This is a genomic window from Streptomyces sp. NPDC093568, from assembly GCF_044764945.1.
Taxonomy (GTDB): domain Bacteria; phylum Actinomycetota; class Actinomycetes; order Streptomycetales; family Streptomycetaceae; genus Streptomyces.
Window position 1 is genome coordinate 619,181 of record NZ_JBIWJD010000005.1, and the last position, 16,036, is coordinate 635,216.

16 protein-coding genes are annotated in these 16,036 nt (G+C 71.8%); 10 read left to right on the forward strand and 6 right to left on the reverse strand.

Going from position 1 to position 16,036, the window contains the following annotated elements:
* Window positions 1-32 precede the first annotated feature (32 nt).
* Complete coding sequence (gene map / locus ACIRD7_RS23480; protein WP_403456277.1) at window positions 33-890, forward strand: type I methionyl aminopeptidase; 858 nt, start codon at window positions 33-35, stop codon at window positions 888-890.
* 137 nt (window positions 891-1,027) lie between these two features.
* Window positions 1,028-1,675 (forward strand): heme oxygenase (biliverdin-producing), encoded by a 648-nt coding sequence (locus tag ACIRD7_RS23485; RefSeq protein WP_403456280.1) that lies wholly within the window; start codon window positions 1,028-1,030, stop codon window positions 1,673-1,675.
* 3 nt (window positions 1,676-1,678) lie between these two features.
* On the opposite strand, the gene ACIRD7_RS23490 is transcribed toward ACIRD7_RS23485, so the two are convergent.
* The 3 genes from ACIRD7_RS23490 to ACIRD7_RS23500 all read right to left on the reverse strand — a co-directional run bounded on the left by ACIRD7_RS23490 (window position 1,679) and on the right by ACIRD7_RS23500 (window position 5,425).
* A complete protein-coding gene (locus tag ACIRD7_RS23490; RefSeq protein WP_403456281.1) occupies window positions 1,679-2,323 on the reverse strand; it encodes a PhzF family phenazine biosynthesis protein in 645 nt (214 codons plus the stop codon).
* 65 nt (window positions 2,324-2,388) lie between these two features.
* Window positions 2,389-3,930 carry an HtaA domain-containing protein gene (locus ACIRD7_RS23495; protein WP_403456284.1) on the reverse strand — a complete coding sequence of 514 codons (1,542 nt, stop codon included), beginning with the start codon at window positions 3,928-3,930 and terminating at the stop codon, window positions 2,389-2,391.
* Window positions 3,931-4,003: 73 nt separating this feature from the next.
* Window positions 4,004-5,425 carry an HtaA domain-containing protein gene (locus ACIRD7_RS23500; RefSeq protein ID WP_403456287.1) on the reverse strand — a complete coding sequence of 474 codons (1,422 nt, stop codon included), beginning with the start codon at window positions 5,423-5,425 and terminating at the stop codon, window positions 4,004-4,006.
* Window positions 5,426-5,536: 111 nt separating this feature from the next.
* On the opposite strand from ACIRD7_RS23500, the gene ACIRD7_RS23505 reads away from it, so the two are divergent.
* The 7 genes from ACIRD7_RS23505 (at window position 5,537) to ACIRD7_RS23535 (ending at window position 12,946) form a co-directional block, all read left to right on the forward strand.
* On the forward strand, window positions 5,537-6,544 hold the full coding sequence (locus tag ACIRD7_RS23505) for a hemin ABC transporter substrate-binding protein (protein ID WP_403456290.1): 1,008 nt from the start codon (window positions 5,537-5,539) through the stop codon (window positions 6,542-6,544).
* The gene (locus tag ACIRD7_RS23510) at window positions 6,541-7,626 is read left to right on the forward strand and encodes a FecCD family ABC transporter permease (RefSeq protein ID WP_403456292.1); all 1,086 of its coding nucleotides are present in this window, start codon (window positions 6,541-6,543) and stop codon (window positions 7,624-7,626) included. Before ACIRD7_RS23505 ends, ACIRD7_RS23510 begins: the two co-directional genes overlap by 4 nt.
* 123 nt (window positions 7,627-7,749) lie before the next feature.
* Complete coding sequence (locus ACIRD7_RS23515; protein WP_403456295.1) at window positions 7,750-8,568, forward strand: heme ABC transporter ATP-binding protein; 819 nt, start codon at window positions 7,750-7,752, stop codon at window positions 8,566-8,568.
* 126 nt (window positions 8,569-8,694) lie between these two features.
* A complete protein-coding gene (efeO, locus tag ACIRD7_RS23520) occupies window positions 8,695-9,852 on the forward strand; it encodes an iron uptake system protein EfeO (protein ID WP_403456296.1) in 1,158 nt (385 codons plus the stop codon).
* A gap of 10 nt (window positions 9,853-9,862) precedes the next feature.
* Window positions 9,863-11,119 (forward strand): iron uptake transporter deferrochelatase/peroxidase subunit, encoded by a 1,257-nt coding sequence (efeB, locus tag ACIRD7_RS23525; protein ID WP_403456298.1) that lies wholly within the window; start codon window positions 9,863-9,865, stop codon window positions 11,117-11,119.
* A gap of 2 nt (window positions 11,120-11,121) precedes the next feature.
* Window positions 11,122-11,994 (forward strand): iron uptake transporter permease EfeU, encoded by an 873-nt coding sequence (gene efeU / locus ACIRD7_RS23530; protein ID WP_403456300.1) that lies wholly within the window; start codon window positions 11,122-11,124, stop codon window positions 11,992-11,994.
* Window positions 11,954-12,946, forward strand: a complete 993-nt coding sequence (locus tag ACIRD7_RS23535; protein WP_403456303.1) for a hypothetical protein — start codon at window positions 11,954-11,956, stop codon at window positions 12,944-12,946. Before efeU ends, ACIRD7_RS23535 begins: the two co-directional genes overlap by 41 nt.
* Before the next feature lie 18 nt (window positions 12,947-12,964).
* Here ACIRD7_RS23535 and ACIRD7_RS23540 read toward each other — a convergent pair whose 3' ends face one another.
* Entirely contained in the window at window positions 12,965-13,699 is a 735-nt protein-coding gene (locus ACIRD7_RS23540; RefSeq protein WP_403456305.1) for a bifunctional DNA primase/polymerase, read from the reverse strand.
* A gap of 156 nt (window positions 13,700-13,855) precedes the next feature.
* Entirely contained in the window at window positions 13,856-14,512 is a 657-nt protein-coding gene (locus ACIRD7_RS23545) for a TetR/AcrR family transcriptional regulator (RefSeq protein ID WP_403456308.1), read from the reverse strand.
* Between the two features lie 110 nt (window positions 14,513-14,622).
* Between ACIRD7_RS23545 and ACIRD7_RS23550 the strand changes: the two genes are divergently transcribed.
* Window positions 14,623-14,829, forward strand: a complete 207-nt coding sequence (locus tag ACIRD7_RS23550; protein ID WP_403456311.1) for a DUF6243 family protein — start codon at window positions 14,623-14,625, stop codon at window positions 14,827-14,829.
* Between the two features lie 29 nt (window positions 14,830-14,858).
* On the opposite strand, the gene ACIRD7_RS23555 is transcribed toward ACIRD7_RS23550, so the two are convergent.
* Window positions 14,859-15,854 carry a small ribosomal subunit Rsm22 family protein gene (locus ACIRD7_RS23555; RefSeq protein ID WP_403456312.1) on the reverse strand — a complete coding sequence of 332 codons (996 nt, stop codon included), beginning with the start codon at window positions 15,852-15,854 and terminating at the stop codon, window positions 14,859-14,861.
* Between the last annotated feature and the right edge of the window lie 182 nt (window positions 15,855-16,036).

Genomic DNA, 16,036 nt, shown 5'->3' on the forward strand with positions numbered 1-16,036 from the left:
TCCCCCATGGCGGCTGTCTTAGACTCGCTGGCATGTCTGGCCAGTCGCTGCTCGTACCAGGGGAGCTGTCTCCCACCCGTTCCGTACCCGGAAACATCCGTCGTCCCGAGTACGTCGGCAAGCCCGCGCCGACGCCGTACACGGGCCCAGAGGTGCAGACCCCGGAGACCGTGGAGGCGATGCGCGTCGCCGGGCGGATCGCCGCGCGGGCGATGGCCGAGGCGGCGAAGCTGATCGCCCCCGGCGTGACGACGGACGAGCTGGACAAGGTGGCGCACACGTACATGTGCGACCACGGCGCCTACCCCTCGACGCTCGGCTACCGCGGGTTCCCGAAGTCGCTGTGCACCAGCGTCAACGAGGTGATCTGCCACGGCATCCCGGACTCCACGGTCCTGCGCGACGGTGACATCGTCAACCTCGACGTGACGGCGTACATCGGCGGGGTGCACGGCGACAACAACGCCACGTACCTGGTGGGCGACGTGGACGAGGAGAGCCGGCTGCTGGTGGAGCGCACCCGGGAGTCCCTGAACCGGGCGATCAAGGCGGTCAAGCCGGGCCGGCAGATCAACATCATCGGCCGGGTCATCGAGTCGTACGCCAAGCGCTTCGGCTACGGCGTGGTCCGTGACTTCACCGGCCACGGCATCAACTCGTCCTTCCACTCCGGCCTGATCATCCCGCACTACGACAGCCCGCACGCGACAACCGTGATCCAGCCCGGCATGACGTTCACGATCGAGCCGATGCTGACGCTGGGCACCCACGAGTACGACATGTGGGACGACGGCTGGACGGTCGTCACGAAGGACCGCAAGCGCACCGCGCAGTTCGAGCACACGCTGGTGGTGACGGAGACGGGGGCGGAGATCCTGACGCTTCCCTGATCGTCGCCGTCGCCGGGCTTCACGGTCGCCGGAAAAACCCGTCCTCTGCGGAGGGCGGGTTTTCTTTGTACCCTTTTACCGACAGGTCGTCGGCAAACCTATTGACTTAGGTAAGCCTAACCTCAGAAAATGAGCCTATGGACTCCTTCTCGTCAGTCATCCGCACCGCATCGCGCGACCAGCACGCGGCCGCGCACGACTCCACGTTCATGAGCGACATGCTGGGCGGCCGACACGGCATCGACGCCTACGCGCGCTACACGGAGCAGCTGTGGTTCGTGTACGAGGCGCTGGAGAGCAGTGGCCGGAAGTTGGCCGAGGACCCGGTGGCGGGACCGTTCATCCGCCCCGAGCTGATGCGACTGACCGCACTGGAGCAGGACCTGGCGCACCTGCGGGGCCCTGACTGGCGGTCGACGCTGGCCGCCATGCCGACGACACGGGCGTACGCGGAGCGGATCGTCGAGTGCGCGCGCACCTGGCCGGGCGGGTACGTCGCCCACCACTACACGCGCTACCTCGGCGACCTCTCCGGTGGCCAGGTCGTCCGTGACACGGCGGAGAAGACGTGGGGGTTCGCGAAGAAGGGCGACGGCGTCCGCTTCTACGTGTTCGAGGACATCGCCAACCCGGCGGCGTACAAGCGGGGGTACCGCGAGCTGCTCGACCGGATCCCGGTGGACGACCTGGAGAAGCAGCGGATCGTCGCGGAGTGCAAGCGGGCGTTCGCGCTGAACATCACGATGCTGGGCGCGCTGGGCGAGGAGTTCCCGCTGAGCGCCTGAGGCTCAGCGCTCCAGCACCACCCGGCCGCCGAGCTCGACCCAGTCACCGGGCTGAGGCGCCGTCAGCAGCTGTGAGCCCGCGCCCTGCGTGATGTTGAGCGCCCGGCCCAGCCGGTGGGTGAGCTGGATGGCCGCGGCGCCGGTCGCCTCGTCCTCCTCGACCCCGTCGCCCCGCCTGGGAAACCCGCGGGCCCTGACCCGCCCCGCGGCCTCGTCCTCCCAGGCCCAGGCGTACACCCACTCCCCGGGCGCGGGCACAGCCAGCGCGTCGACCTCGTCCGCGCTCCCGTACTGCCGCAGCGTGCGCGGCGGCGCCCACTCCGGACGCGCCTCGATCCAGCAGAACTCCCCGTCGATCCGGGCCCCCACCACACCCGCCGGCGTGACCAGCTCGGGCACGTCGAGCAGCCAGGCCGCGCCGACACACGGATACCCGGCGAACGGAAGCCGTACGGACGGCGTGTAGATGTCGATCACTCCGCGCTCGGGGTCGTCCACGAACACGGTCTCGCTGAACCCGAGCTTCGCCGCGAACGCCTGCCGCTCGCCGCGCTCGGGCATCACCGAGCCTTCGCGTACGACACCGAGCTCGTTGCCGTATCCACCGGTCGGTCCGCAGAAGACCCGCAGGACGTCGTAATCAGTCACTTGGGAATTGAAGCATCCGCCGGGCGGGGTCCGCGGTACGCCTTCCCCCCGCCCGGCATCCGGTCCTATGCCTGCGTACGCCGCCTGCGCATCGCGAACACCGCGCCCGCGCCCGCCGCGACCGTCACCGCGGCCGCCGTGCCCAGCGCCGCCACCGGAACGTCGGCACCCGTGCTCGCCAGCCCGCCGGTGATCCCGCCGGTCGTCGAGCCCGTGCCGCCGGTGGTCGAGCCCGTCGTACCGGAGGAGCCGCCGGCCGCACCGGAGGAACCGCCCGTCGAGCCGTCCTCACCGCCGTCGCCCGGCAGTTCGGCGTCCGTCGTGAGGGCCACCGACAGGTCCACGGCGTCGAGTTCGGTGCCGGCGGTGTAGAAGTCGCCGAAGGCCTTCGCGCCGGCCGCGGTGAGGGTGGCCTTGACGTCGTCGGCCGTGATGACGTCGTGCTCGGCGGTCAGGTCGGACGCGCCCGCCTTGAGGTCGGCCAGGACCACGTCCTCGGTCTTCTCACCGAGGCTGGTGACGTCGGCGGTGAGTGCGCCGGTGCCCTCGTCGAGGGTCGCGCGGAGGTTGCTCAGGGTGAGGTCGAGTCCGTAACCGCCGCCCTCGCCCTCCCCCTCGTGGCCCCTGAAGGTGACCGCGCCCTTGAAGCGCGCGGAGAGGGTGTCGGCGTCGGTGTCGTACTCCCCCGTCGCGTCGCCGAAGGTGAAGACCCCGTTGCCGGCGGCCTGCGCGGCGCCGCCCGAGGTCGTGATCTCGCCCTTCGCCACGGCGCCCACGACGTAGGACCGGAAGGACTGCTTGACGCCCCAGGCGAGCGTGCCGTCGGCGATGTCGCCCTGGGCCGGAGCCTCGGAGGCGGTCTCGGAGGCGGTCTCGGAGGGGTCGGCGCTCACGGACGGCGAGGCGGACCCGGTGGCGGTGGCCGTGGCGGTCGGGGTCGAGGACTGCGTGGCCGTCGCGGTCGGTGTCGGCGTCGGGCTCGGGGACTGGGTGGCGGTGGCCGTCGGGGTCGGCGTCGGGGTCGGCGACTGGGACGACGCCTGCACGACCGTGACCGGGTCCCCCGCCGCGCCCTCGTAGCTCGCGCTGCCGAAGACGTCCGCGGCCTCCTTCGTCAGCGTGGTCGCCATGTCGGTCATCGCCCGGGTCACGGTGACGTCGGCGAGCGGCACGTCCTGCGTGGTCGTACCGGACTTGGTGACGTCGGCGGTGATCTCGGCGGCCGCGCTGTCGAACCGTACGTCGGACAGGGTGAGGTCGAAGCGGTGCGGCTCGGAGACGATCCGCAGGCTGCCCTTGAAGCCGAGGTCGACGGTGTGGGCGGTGGAGTCGTAGGTGCCGGCGCCCTCCGTGAAGGTGAACGCGCCGTTGCCGGCGGCCTGCGAGGCGCCGTCCGTGGCGGTGAAGCTGCCGGCCGCCATGCCGGTCACGTAGGTCCGGTAGGACTGCTTGATGCCCCAGGTCAACTCGTAGCCGCTGAGGGGCACTTCGGCCGCCGAGGCGGTGCCGGCGCCGTAGGCGGCGAGGGCCGTGGCGCCCAGCGCGGCCGCGGTGGCGACAGCGGCGGCGAGGGCGGCGGGACGGCGTCTGCGGTCGGTGGCGGACATGGTCGGGGGTCTCCTTGCTGTGGGCGGGAGGTCCGCCGCGGCCTGCGAGGCGCGGCGGACGGGGCAGGGGAGGTCAGTCCTCGTCGGACGTGGGGGCGGCCGCGTCGGCCGGCCGGGTACGGCGCCTGCGCACGGTGACGACCGCGAGGGCCGCGCCCGCCAGCAGCACGAACCCGGCCGCGAGGCCGAGGGGCAGGGCGGGGACGCCGTCGTCGTCGGAGGTGCTCGCGACGGCTTCGGCGGACGGGTCGGCCGAGGCCGTCGCCCCGTCCGGCGTCGCGCTCGGCGTGGGGGCGCTGCCCAGGTCGGGCAGGGCGGGCAGTTCGGCGTCGTCGGTGGTGGCGACGGCCAGGGACACGGGGTCCATGGCGGTGCCCGCCCGGTACATCGCGCCGAAGGCCTCGGCGCCCTCGACGGTGAGCTTCGCGGGAGCCTCGGTGACCTTCGCCAGGCCGTCCTTCTCCTTCAGCCCCTTGGCCGCGAAGGAGACCAACGGCACCTTGTCGCCCGTGAAGCCGGAGGCGGTCACGTCGGCGTAGAGCGTGCCCTTGCCGTCCTCGACGGTGACGCGGACGCCGCTCAGCCTCAGGTCGAGGCCGTGCGCCCCGGTGAAGCGGACCGCGCCCGCGAACGAGGCCCGGAGGTCGCCGTCATCGAAGGTCCCCTCCCCGTCGGGGAACCGGAACAGGGCGCCGCCGTCCTCGGCACCGGCCGACAGGGTCCACTTCCCCTTGGCGATGTCGCCGGTGACGTACTCCCGGAACGTGCGGCGCACACCCCAGTCGACGGCACCGTCCACGAGCTTGCCGCCCGAAGTCTCCTTCTTCGCCGGGGACTTGGTGGCGCTCGGCCGGCGCGTCGGCTTCGTGCTCGCCGCCGCCCGCACGTCCGCCGACAGGCTCACCGGGTCGAGCGCGGTCCCGGCCGTGTAGTACCCGGCGAAGGACTTCGCGCCCTGCGAAGTGAGCGTGGCGGGCAAGTTGTTGAGGACGACCGCGGTGCCGCCGCCCCTCATGTCGATGCCGCCGAGGGAGAGGGAGGCGAAGGGCACCTGGCTGGACGTCGTGACCGTCCCGGTGCCCTTCGCCTTGCTGGTGACGTCCACGTAGAGGGTGCCGGTGGAGCCGGAGACGCGGACGCTGGGGCGGCTGAGGGTGAGGTCGAGCTGGTAGGCGCCGGACGCCGTCCGATGGCCGGTGAAGCGGACCCCGCCGGAGAAGGACGCCTGGAAGGCTCCGGTGTCGCCGTCGTACCTCCCTGTCGCGGAGTGGAAGCGGAAGCCGCCGCTGCCCACGGTCGCCGCGCCGCCGGTCAGGGAGTAACTCCCCTTCGCTATGGGCCCGGTGACATAGCTCTGGAAGGAGGACTTCACCCCCCAGTCGAGCCGGCCGCCCTGCACGGTCCGGCTCGCGGCGTGCGCGGCCGCCGCCGGGAGCAGGGCGGCGAGTACGGCCACGCAGAACACGGCGACCAGAGCACGTGGGCGGGCAGGCATGAGGGGTCCTCCGGAGACGACGGACACGACGACCGGTAGCGAACGAAGGTAAGGCTAACCTAAGCTTTGCTCGGCCGGAACGGCAGTGGACCGAGAGAAACGGACGGGACCGTGCGACGTTTGCGCACACGACTGACGGGCGCGCTGCTGGCGGTGCTCGCCCTCACGGCGGCCGGTTGCGGCGGCGCGAGCCCCTCTCCGACCGACGCCTTGGGCACCGCCCCAAAGGTCGCCGCCAACCGCGTCGAGCCCCTCGCCGGGACCCCGGACCCCGATCTCCCCGTCACCGTCCGCTCCGCCGACGGCAGGAAGGTGACCGTCGCGAAGGCCGAGCGCGTCCTTCCGCTCTCCGGCAGCCTCAGTGAGATCGTCTTCACGCTCGGGCTCGGTGACCGGGTCGTCGCCCGGGACATCACCGCCACCTTCACGCAGGCCGCGAAGCTGCCCGTCGTCACCCGGGGCCACGACGTCTCGGCGGAGAGCGTGCTCTCCCTGCGGCCCGACCTCGTCCTCGCCGAGTCCACGACCGGGCCCGCCGAGGCCATGGACCAGATCCGTGCCGCGGGCATCCCCGTGCTGGTCGTCGCCCCGGCGCAGGGTCTCGACGACGTCGGCCCGCGCATCGAAGCCGTCGCCGGGGCGCTCGGCGTGCGGGCGGCGGGAGAAGAGCTGACCGAGCGGACCCGGGACCGCATCGCCGCAGTGCGCAAGGAAGTTCCGCCGCACGGCGAGAAGCCGCGGGTCGCCTTCCTCTATCTGCGCGGCTCCGCCTCCGTCTATCTCATCGGCGGCAAGGGCTCGGGCGCCGGCTCCCTCATCAAGGCGGCCGGCGGGATCGACGCCGGGGCCGAGTCGGGGCTGACGAAGGACTTCACCGCGATCACCAGCGAGGCCCTGGTGAAGGCCGCGCCGGACGCGATCCTCGTGATGAGCAAGGGACTTGAGTCGGTCGGCGGCGTCGACGGACTGGTGCGGATCCCGGGGGTCGCCGAGACCCCCGCCGGGATGGAACGCCGGGTCGTCTCGATCGAGGACGGCGCGCTGCTGAGCTACGGGCCGCGCACCGACCAGGTGCTCAGGTCGGTCGTGGAGCAGCTGTACCCGGGGGATGCGACATGACCGTCCTGGAGAAGGCCGCGCCCGAGGCCGTCGCCGAAGTGCCGCGCCGCGGACGGCACACCGCCCCCTGGCTGCTGAGCGTCGGCATGGGCGCCGCCCTCCTCGTCCTCGTCCCGGTCGCCGCCGGGATCGGCGCCTACCCGATCCCGGTCGGGGACGTCCTCGCCTCTGTGCTGCACAAAGCCGGGCTCGGCGACGGCCAGTTGGACCGGGTCGCCGAGTCGGTGCTGTGGAACGTGCGTTTCCCGCGGATCGTGCTCGCGCTGCTCATCGGGGCGTCACTGGGGTGCGCCGGGGCGCTGATGCAGGGCGTGTTCGGCAACCCGCTCGCCGAGCCCAGCACCATCGGCGTCTCTTTGGGCGCGGCGGTCGGGGCGGTCGCCGCGATCGCGCTCGGGCTGACCTTCCTCGGCAACTGGACGCTGCCCGCGATGGCGTTCGTCACCGGCCTGGGCACCGTGCTGCTGGTGTACGCGATGTCCCGCTCGGGCGGCCGTACGGAGGTCGTGACCCTGATCCTGATGGGCATCGCGGTCAACGCCTTCGCCGGGGCGCTCATCGGCCTGTTCATCTTCCTCGCGGACACCGCCGCGGTGAACCAGATCGCCTTCTGGCAGCTCGGCTCCCTCGCCCAGTCCACCTGGCCCAAGGTGACGGCGGTCCTGCCCTGCGCGGTCGTGGGTCTGGTGGTGGCGCCGCTGTACGCGCGCCGGCTGGACCTGCTCGCGCTCGGCGACCGGCCCGCCCGGCATCTGGGGGTGGACGTGGAGCGGATGCGGATCGCGTTGATCCTGGTCGTCGCGCTGCTGACGGCGGCCGCGGTGAGTGTGTCCGGGGTCGTCGGGTTCATCGGCCTGGTCGTGCCACACCTGTTGCGGATGGCCGCGGGGCCGGGGCATCGGTTCCTCATTCCGGGCAGTGCGCTGGGTGGGGCGGTGGTGCTGCTCGCGGCGGATCTCGCTGCGCGGACGGTGGCGGCGCCGGCGGAGTTGCCGCTCGGTGTGCTCACGGCTCTGCTGGGCAGCCCGTTCTTCTTCTGGCTGCTGCGGAGGACTCGGCGGCGGCAAGGGGGGTGGGCGTAGAGGTCGTATTCCGGGTGCGGGTGTGTGGGGGTTGATCGCGCCCACGCGGCGGAGCCGCACATTGATACAGCCCCGCGCCCCTTAGGTTCCTCAGCTCCCCTTCTCAACAAGGACCCCTCCCCCATGAGACTCCTCCGGCCCCGCCCTGCCCCTCCCTCCCCTGCCGAACTCGGCGACACCCTCGCCGAGGCCAGGAACCTCCACGTCCGTCTCGGCGCCCGAGAGGTCCTGCACGGCGTCTCCGTGACCGTCCGGGCCGGTGAAGTGCTCGCGCTCGTCGGGCCCAACGGCGCCGGAAAGTCCACCCTGTTGAGCGCGCTGGCCGCCGACCTGCCGGCCGCCGAGGGCGTCGTACGGATTCACGGGCGCCCGGCGGCCGAGTGGACCGTGCCCGAACTCGCCCTGCGCCGGGCCGTGCTGCCGCAGTCGGCGACCCTCTCCTTCCCCTTCACGGTCGAGGAGGTCGTGCGCATGGGCCGCACACCCCATGACACCTCCCCCACCGAGGACGACCTCGCCGTCGCCGAGGCGATGGCCGCCACCGAGGTGGGCGACTTCGCGACACGGCCCTTCTCGGCGCTGAGCGGGGGCGAGCGGGCCCGGGTCGCGCTCGCCCGGGTGCTCGCGCAGCGGACGCCGCTGCTGCTGCTCGACGAGCCCACGGCCGCGCTGGACCTGAAACACCAGGAGTTGGTCCTGCGGGTGTGCCGGGAGCGGGCGCGGGCCGGGGACGCTGTGGTCGTCGTCCTGCACGACCTGGGGCTCGCGGCGGCCTACGCGCACCGCGTCGCGATCCTGCGCGGCGGGCGGGTCGCGGCCGAGGGGCCGCCGGCCGAGGTGTTCTCCGAGCGACTGCTGTCGGAGGTCTACGACCAGCCCGTCGAAGTGCTTCGGCATCCGCGGACGGGGGAGCTGTTGGTGACCCCGCGACGGAACCTTTGACGATCCTTTGACTTCGCGTTGGGGTGGATTTTGGCCACTTAGGTAATCCTTATCTCCGTTAGGCGAGCCTCACCTTGCTATGTGAGCCCCGTCACGCACACTTTCCGGCCACCTCCTGGAGCCTTCATGCGCACCGCCAGACTCCCCGTCACCACCGCCGTCATCGCCGTGGCGGCGCTGACCGCCGTCACGGGCTGCACCGAGAAGGGCAGTTCGGCGGGTGGCGACCGGGTCGTCAACGTGACCTCGACGGACGACAAGTGCGAGGTGTCGAAGAAGGAGTTCCCGGCCGGGCACGTCGAACTCGCCATCGAGAACAAGGGCTCCAAGGTCACCGAGGTCTACATCCTCTTCCCGGACGACCGCATCGTCACCGAGCGCGAGAACATAGGCCCCGGCACCAAGCAGCGGGTCACCGCCGAGGTGAAGGCGGGCGACTACACGATCGCCTGCAAGCCGGGCATGAAGGGCGACGGCATCCGGCAGACCGTCAAGGCCACCGGCAAGGGCACGTCCGCCAAGCGCGACCCGCGCCTCGACGAGGCCGTCGCCGCCTACCGCAAGTACGCCCAGGAGCAGGCCGACGAGACCCTGCCGCTCGCCGAGGCGTTCGCCAAGGCGGTCAAGGACGGCGACATCGAGGCCGCGAAGAAGGCCTACGCCCCCTCCCGCATCGGCTGGGAGCGCACCGAACCGGTCGCCGAGTCGTTCGGCGACATCGACCCGAAGGTCGACGTGCGCGAGGACGGCCTGGAGGCCGGCCAGGACCCGGCCAAGGACTGGACCGGCTGGCACCGCCTGGAGAAGTCGCTGTGGCAGGACAAGAAGATCGGCGACCGTGAGAAGGAGCTCGCCGACCAGCTGATCACGGACCTGAAGGACTGGCAGAACCGGGTCGGCAAGGCCGAGATCACCCCGACCTCCATGGCCAACGGCGCCAAGGAACTCCTCGACGAGGTCGCCACCGGCAAGGTCACCGGCGAGGAGGAGCGCTACTCGCACACCGACCTGGTCGACTTCAAGGCCAACGTCGAGGGCGCCGAGAAGGCGTACGCGCTGCTGAAGCCCGTCGCCAAGGAGAACGACCCGGCACTGGTCACCGAGCTCGACAAGCAGTTCGGCGCGCTGAACGGGCTGCTCGACAAGTACCGGGCGGACAAGTCGTCGTACGACTTCACCTCGTACGACAAGGTCGGCGAGGCCGACCGCAAGGAGCTGTCGGACGGTGTCAACGCGCTCGCGGAGCCGCTGTCCAAGCTCGCCGCCGCCGTCGTCGTGAAGTAGGGCCGACCTCATGACCGAGAACCCTGAATCCCCTTCCAGGCGTGCGCTGATCGGCTGGGGCGGTGCCGGGCTCGCGCTCGGTGCCGTCGCGGCCGGCGGTGCCGTCGCGATGGCCCGCACCGGCGACGACGTCGCTCCGGCCGCCGCCCATACGGGCGCCGCGATCGACTTCCACGGTGCACGGCAGGCGGGCATCGCCACCCCCGTGCAGGACCGGTTGCACTTCGCCGCGTTCGACGTGAAGACCGACGACCGCGCCGAGTTCGTGCGGATGCTGAAGGACTGGACGGAGGCCGCGCGCCGGATGACCGCCGGGAAGGCCGTCGGCGAGGGCGCGTACGGCGGTCTGGCCGAGGCGCCGCCGGACGACACCGGTGAGGCGCTGGGCCTGAAGCCGTCGCGGCTGACGCTGACGATCGGTTTCGGTCCCTCGCTGTTCGAGAAGTACGGCGAGGCGTTCGGCATCGCGGACGCCCGGCCCGAAGCGCTCACCGAGCTGCCGAAGTTCGCGGGCGACAACCTCGACGCGAACCGCAGCGGCGGCGACCTGTGCGTCCAGGCCTGCGCGGACGATCCGCAGGTCGCCGTGCACGCGATCCGCAACCTGGCCCGCATCGGCTTCGGCAAGGTCGTCATCAAGTGGTCCCAGCTCGGCTTCGGGAAGACCTCCTCCACCACCCCCGAGGAGCAGACCCCGCGCAACCTCATGGGCTTCAAGGACGGCACCCGCAACATCGCGGGGACCGAGACCGACCGGCTGAAGAAGTTCGTGTGGGTGGACGAGAAGGACGGCCCCGAGTGGATGGCCGGCGGCTCCTACCTCGTCGCCCGGCGCATCCGGATGCACATCGAGACCTGGGACCGCACCTCCCTCCAGGAGCAGGAGGACATCTTCGGCCGCGACAAGGGCGAGGGCGCCCCGGTCGGCAAGTCCAAGGAGCGTGACAAGCCGTTCCTGAAGGCGATGAAGCCTGACGCGCACGTCCGGCTCGCGCACCCCGAGTCCAACGAGGGGGCGACGATCCTGCGCCGCGGCTACTCCTTCACCGACGGCACCGACGGCCTCGGCCGCCTGGACGCGGGCCTGTTCTTCCTCGCCTACCAGCGCGACCCGCGCACCGGGTTCATCCGGATCCAGCGCAACCTCGCCCTCGACTCGCTCAACGAGTACATCCAGCACGTGGGTTCGGCGCTCTTCGCGGTCCCTCCCGGCGTCCGGGACAAGGACGACTGGTGGGGCAGCACGCTGTTCGGCAAGGAGGCGTAGGCGTGTTCGCCAACTACCTGATCGGGCTGCGCGAAGGCCTGGAGGCCAGTCTCGTCGTCTGCATCCTCATCGCCTACCTGGTGAAGACGGACCGCAGGGACGCGCTGAAGCCCGTCTGGACCGGCATCGGTGTCGCGGTCGCCCTCGCGCTGGGCTTCGGCTGCGCACTCGAATTCGGCTCGCAGGAGCTGACGTTCGAGGCACAGGAGGCCCTCGGCGGGTCCCTCTCGCTCATCGCGGTGGGCCTGGTGACGTGGATGGTGTTCTGGATGCGGCGCACCGCCCGGCACTTGAAGGCCGAGCTGCACGGCAAGCTGGACGCCGCTCTCCAGATGGGCACCGGCGCGCTGGTGGCGACCGCGTTCCTGGCGGTCGGCCGGGAGGGCCTGGAGACGGCCCTGTTCGTGTGGACGTCGGTGCGCGCGGCCGGCGACGGCACCCCGCGCCCGCTGATCGGCGCGGCCCTCGGCATCGCCACGGCGGTCCTCCTCGGCTGGCTGTTCTACCGGGGCGCCCTGCGCATCAACCTCGCGAAGTTCTTCACGTGGACCGGCGGCATGCTGGTCGTCGTGGCGGCGGGTGTACTGGCGTACGGCTTCCACGACCTCCAGGAGGCGCGCTGGCTGCCGGGCCTGAGCGACAAGGCGTTCGACATCAGCGACACCGTCGATCCGTCGAGCTGGTACGGCACCCTGCTGAAGGGCGTGTTCAACTTCCAGCCGGACCCGACCGTCCTCCAGGTCACGGTGTGGCTGCTGTACCTGATCCCGACGCTCGCGCTGTTCCTCGCACCGGTAGGGTTCGCCTCCGGGAAGGGGAAGGTGAAGGGACCTGATGAGCAGGGAACGCGGCCCTCGAAGGCTCCGCAGGCTTGACCGGAGCGCACTGATAGCTGCCTCGTTGACGGCTTTGTCGTTGACGGCGAGCGGATGCGTGGTGGTCCACGGGGAGCGGGAGGTGCTCCCCTCGACCACCAAGTCCGAGGCCGCCAAGGCGCTCGAACAGTTCACCACCGCGTACAACAAGGCGGACAAGGCCTACGACAGCTCCCTCGACGCCGACTACGTGTCCGGCGCTCTGGGCGACATCGACGAGGCGCGTCTGAAGGCGGGCAAGGCGGTCAGCCCCGAGGGCAACACGGCGCACAGCCCGCTGGAGCTGTCGGACGTCAAGTACACGATCCCCAAGAAGGCGGGCTGGCCGCGCTGGTTCGTGGCCGACGCGGCCGCCAACAAGGGCGGCAAGGCACGCTGGGTCTTCGTGTTCAGCCGCAACGGACTGGACGAACCGTGGGAGGCGGCGTACCTGACGCTGCTGTCCCCGGGCGACGTACCGCGGTTCAAGACGGACAAGGACGGCTGGGCCGAGGCCGTGCCCGCGAACTCGACCGAACTGGCCGTGCCGCCCGCGGACTTGAGCAAGGAATACGCGGCCTATCTGAAGGGCGGCGGGGACGTCTTCGCGTCCGGCGGCAACACCAGCGGGTGGCGCACCGAGCGGGAGAAGGACGCCGTCAAGCCCGGCCTGGTCAGACAGTACATCGACGAGCCGCTGACGGAGGGCGACTACGCCCCGCTGGCGCTGCGCACCGCCGACGGCGGCGCGCTGGTCTTCTTCACCACCCGTCACTTCCAGAAGGAGACGGCCCACAGCGGTGTCACCGTGCCGACTCCGGGCAAGGCCGTGCTCGCGCTGACGGAGGGCGAGATCAAGCAGTCGCTGACGCTGGAGTTCGTCTCCAACGAGGCGGCCCTGGTGCCGAAGGGCTCCGGGAAGGTCGACGTCATCGGCCGGATCCAGGGCATGACGGCGGCGAAGGGCGAGTAGCCCGCCGCGGGCGCCGGATCAGTGGCGGCGCAGGGGCCAGGCCGCGGAGGCGTGGTCGGGCTCCTGACCGGCGTGCCGGGCGCAGGCGTCCGTGAGCACTTCGAGCACGCTCAGCGGGTCGGGCAGCGGATGCTCCGGGCCGCGTACCCAGTGCACGGTCCGGTCGTCGCCGGGCAGCCGCGCGGGCGGCATGAGGACGTACGACCCCCGGCAGTGCCAGCGCAGTCCGGGGTGCTCGTCCATGGTCTCGGGGTGGCAGTCCAGCTCGCAGGGCCACCACTCGTCCTCGTCCTCGGGGGTGCCGCGGGTGAGGGTGAAGAAGAGCATGCGCCCGTCGTCGCTCTCGGCGACCGGGCCGACCTCGATGCCGGCGTCGAGCAGCCGCTCCAGCGCCTCGCGGCCCGCCTCGACCGGCACGTCCAGGACGTCGTGCACCATGCCGGTGGCGGTGATGAAGTTGGCCTGCGGCTGGTGGCGGGCCCAGCGCTCGATCTGGGCGCGGTCGGTGGTGGACTGCGTCTGCCAGGCGAAGGACACCGGGTGCCGGGCGGGGGTCGGACAGCCGACCCGGTCGCAGGAACAGCGGTAGCCGACCGGGTGCGCGGCGGGCGCGAGGGGCAGGCCGGCCTCGGCGGCGGCGAGCAGCAGGGCCTCCCGGCCGCCGTCGTCGGCGGTCTCCTTGGGGCGGCGTCCGCGCAGCCACTGGGAGAGTTTGCCCTGTAGTCCGGTCCGGCCGCCCAACTCCGCGCTCATCTGGCCCCTCGCCTCGCTGTCGTGCGGAACAGCATGCCCTATGGTCGCACCATCGTGTGCCCCGGGGGGCCGTAGCGGACAACCGGGCCAGGTGGGGCGAGGCGTACACAGCCCTGTGATCAGGGTTTATGGACCACTTTGGCGGGATTTTCGGACCTACCGGGTGCGCGGCGCGAGTCCGTACAGCGCGTAGTCGACGAGGGTGTCCGTGTACTCGTACGAGATCGGGCCCGTGTACTGGAGCCAGCGCTGGGCGAGCGGTGACACGAAGAGTTCGAGGGCGATGCGCGGGTCGATGTCCGGCCGCACGTCCCCGGCCTCCTGCGCGGCGCGCAGCCGTTCGACGTAGAGCTGGAGCGAGGGTTCGAGGAGCTTGGCCATGAACTCGCGGCCGAGCTGCTCGTTGACCACGCCCTCGGCGGCGAGGGCGCGGGAGGGCGCCTCGAAGCGGGGGTCCTTCAGCTCGTCGACGGTGGCGCGCAGTACGGCCTTCAGGTCGGCGGCGAGGTCGCCGGTGTCCGGGATGGCGTACGGCTCGTGCCCCATGGCCTGGGCGGACTGCTCCCCGAGGTCGAGGAAGGCCTCCATCAGCACCTCGGCCTTGGACGACCACCAGCGGTAGATCGTCTGCTTGCCGACGCCGGCGCGGGCGGCGATGCCCTCGATGGTGGTCCTGGGGTAGCCGGCCTCCACGACGAGGGCGAGGGCGGCGTCGTAGATGGCCCGCCGGGACTTCTCGCTGCGGCGGGGGGAGCCGGGTGCGGGCGTCTCGGACTTCTGGGTGGGCTTCGGGGCGGACTTCTGGGCTGCCATGGCTTGAATTTATCAGGTTGACAAGACGGAGCGTCTCGCCGGACTCTGGTGGGGTCGATGGAGCGAGACGGCACGTCTCGTTTCTCCGGTTGCGAGGAAGGGAAGCCACCATGGCCCGAGGCGGAGCAGGAAACATGCTGGGAGTCGGCGGGGCCCGCCGGAACCTCGGCCGCAAGGCGCTGCGCGGGGGCGGCCGCGACGGCCGGATCGGCGGCGGCGTAGAAGCGGCGGCGCAGAAGCGGGAGCTGCTGCGGAAGTTCCAGGAGAGGCGGGCGGCGGAAGCGGAAGGAGCGCAGGACGCAGAGGAGGCGTCCTGATCGCGCTCCGGTCGGGCCCGAGGCGTCTCCTAGTCGTCCGCGGGCGGCCAGGCGTCGCCCCAGTCCGTGTCGCGGGCGGCGCGGTAGAGGTCGCCGTGGCGCTTGGTGATCGTTGTGCGGCGCAGGCCCGGTTCGGTCTCGCAGAGGTCGAGGAGCACCTGACCCTTGCGGATCTGGGGCCTGCGCACGACGCGGGCGGGCGCCGGGGTGGCCGGGAGCCGGGTGGCGGCGACGTAGGCGAACTTCTCGTCCTCGTAGGCGAGGGAGCCGCCCTTGATCTGCCGGTGCAGCGAGGAGCGGCTGACCCGGGCCGAGAAGTGGCACCAGTCGGTGCCGGGGACGATCGGACAGGCGGCGCTGTGCGGGCAGGGCGCGGCGATCCGGAACCCGGCGTCGACGAGGTGGTCGCGGGCCTCGATCACGCGGGTGTAGCCGTCCGGGGTGCCGGGTTCGACGATCACCACGGCGGCCTGGGCGGCGTTCGCGACGGTGTCGAGGAGGGTGGTGCGGTCGGGGGCGGTGAGTTCGTTGAGGACGTAGGAGACGGTGACCAGGTCGGCGGGGTCCAGGGTGAGGCCGGTACCGATCCGGGCGCGCTCCCAACGGGCCTTCTTCAGCGCCGGGTTGGCCTCGGCGATCTCGCGGCCGATCGCGAGGGCGGGCTCGGCCCAGTCCAGCACGGTGACGTCGCGCTCGCCGGGCCAGGTGGCGGTGACGGCCCAGGTCGCGGCGCCGGTGCCGCCGCCGACGTCGGTGTGGCTGCCGGGGGTCCAGTCCGGGACGGCCCGCGCGAACGCGTCCAGGGCCGAGTGGACGGCCTCGAAGGTGGCGGGCATGCGGTAGGCGGCGTAGGCGGCCACGTCCGCGCGGTCGCGGAGGATGGGGGTGTCGGTGGGGGTGGCGCCCCGGTAGCTGGCGATCAGCCGGTCGACGGCCTGGGCGGCCTGACGCTGCGGGAGGCCGTCGAGGAGGGTGGCGAGGGCGGTGCGCAGGGTCTCGGCGGACGGGGGGACGGGGGCGTTCACCCGGCGATTCTACGAGTGTGCGCGGCGTCGGGGTGACCGCAGCTGTCCTCGCCCCCGCCGCCCCTACCCGTCCCGTCCTTCTGGGGCTCCGCCCCAGACCCCGCTCCTCAAACGCCGGAGGGGCTGACCTACCAGCCCGTCCGGCGTTTGAGGACGAGGCCCGTTCAGGGCCGAAAACCCCC

Coding starts and splice junctions, on each gene's coding strand:
- map (WP_403456277.1), top strand. CDS start 33: ATGTCTGGCCAGTCGCTGCTCGTACCAGGGGAGCTGTCTCCCACCCGT.
- ACIRD7_RS23485 (WP_403456280.1), top strand. CDS start 1,028: ATGGACTCCTTCTCGTCAGTCATCCGCACCGCATCGCGCGACCAGCAC.
- ACIRD7_RS23495 (WP_403456284.1), bottom strand. CDS start 3,930: ATGTCCGCCACCGACCGCAGACGCCGTCCCGCCGCCCTCGCCGCCGCT.
- ACIRD7_RS23500 (WP_403456287.1), bottom strand. CDS start 5,425: ATGCCTGCCCGCCCACGTGCTCTGGTCGCCGTGTTCTGCGTGGCCGTA.
- ACIRD7_RS23510 (WP_403456292.1), top strand. CDS start 6,541: ATGACCGTCCTGGAGAAGGCCGCGCCCGAGGCCGTCGCCGAAGTGCCG.
- ACIRD7_RS23515 (WP_403456295.1), top strand. CDS start 7,750: ATGAGACTCCTCCGGCCCCGCCCTGCCCCTCCCTCCCCTGCCGAACTC.
- efeO (WP_403456296.1), top strand. CDS start 8,695: ATGCGCACCGCCAGACTCCCCGTCACCACCGCCGTCATCGCCGTGGCG.
- efeB (WP_403456298.1), top strand. CDS start 9,863: ATGACCGAGAACCCTGAATCCCCTTCCAGGCGTGCGCTGATCGGCTGG.
- ACIRD7_RS23535 (WP_403456303.1), top strand. CDS start 11,954: ATGAGCAGGGAACGCGGCCCTCGAAGGCTCCGCAGGCTTGACCGGAGC.
- ACIRD7_RS23540 (WP_403456305.1), bottom strand. CDS start 13,699: ATGAGCGCGGAGTTGGGCGGCCGGACCGGACTACAGGGCAAACTCTCC.
- ACIRD7_RS23545 (WP_403456308.1), bottom strand. CDS start 14,512: ATGGCAGCCCAGAAGTCCGCCCCGAAGCCCACCCAGAAGTCCGAGACG.
- ACIRD7_RS23550 (WP_403456311.1), top strand. CDS start 14,623: ATGGCCCGAGGCGGAGCAGGAAACATGCTGGGAGTCGGCGGGGCCCGC.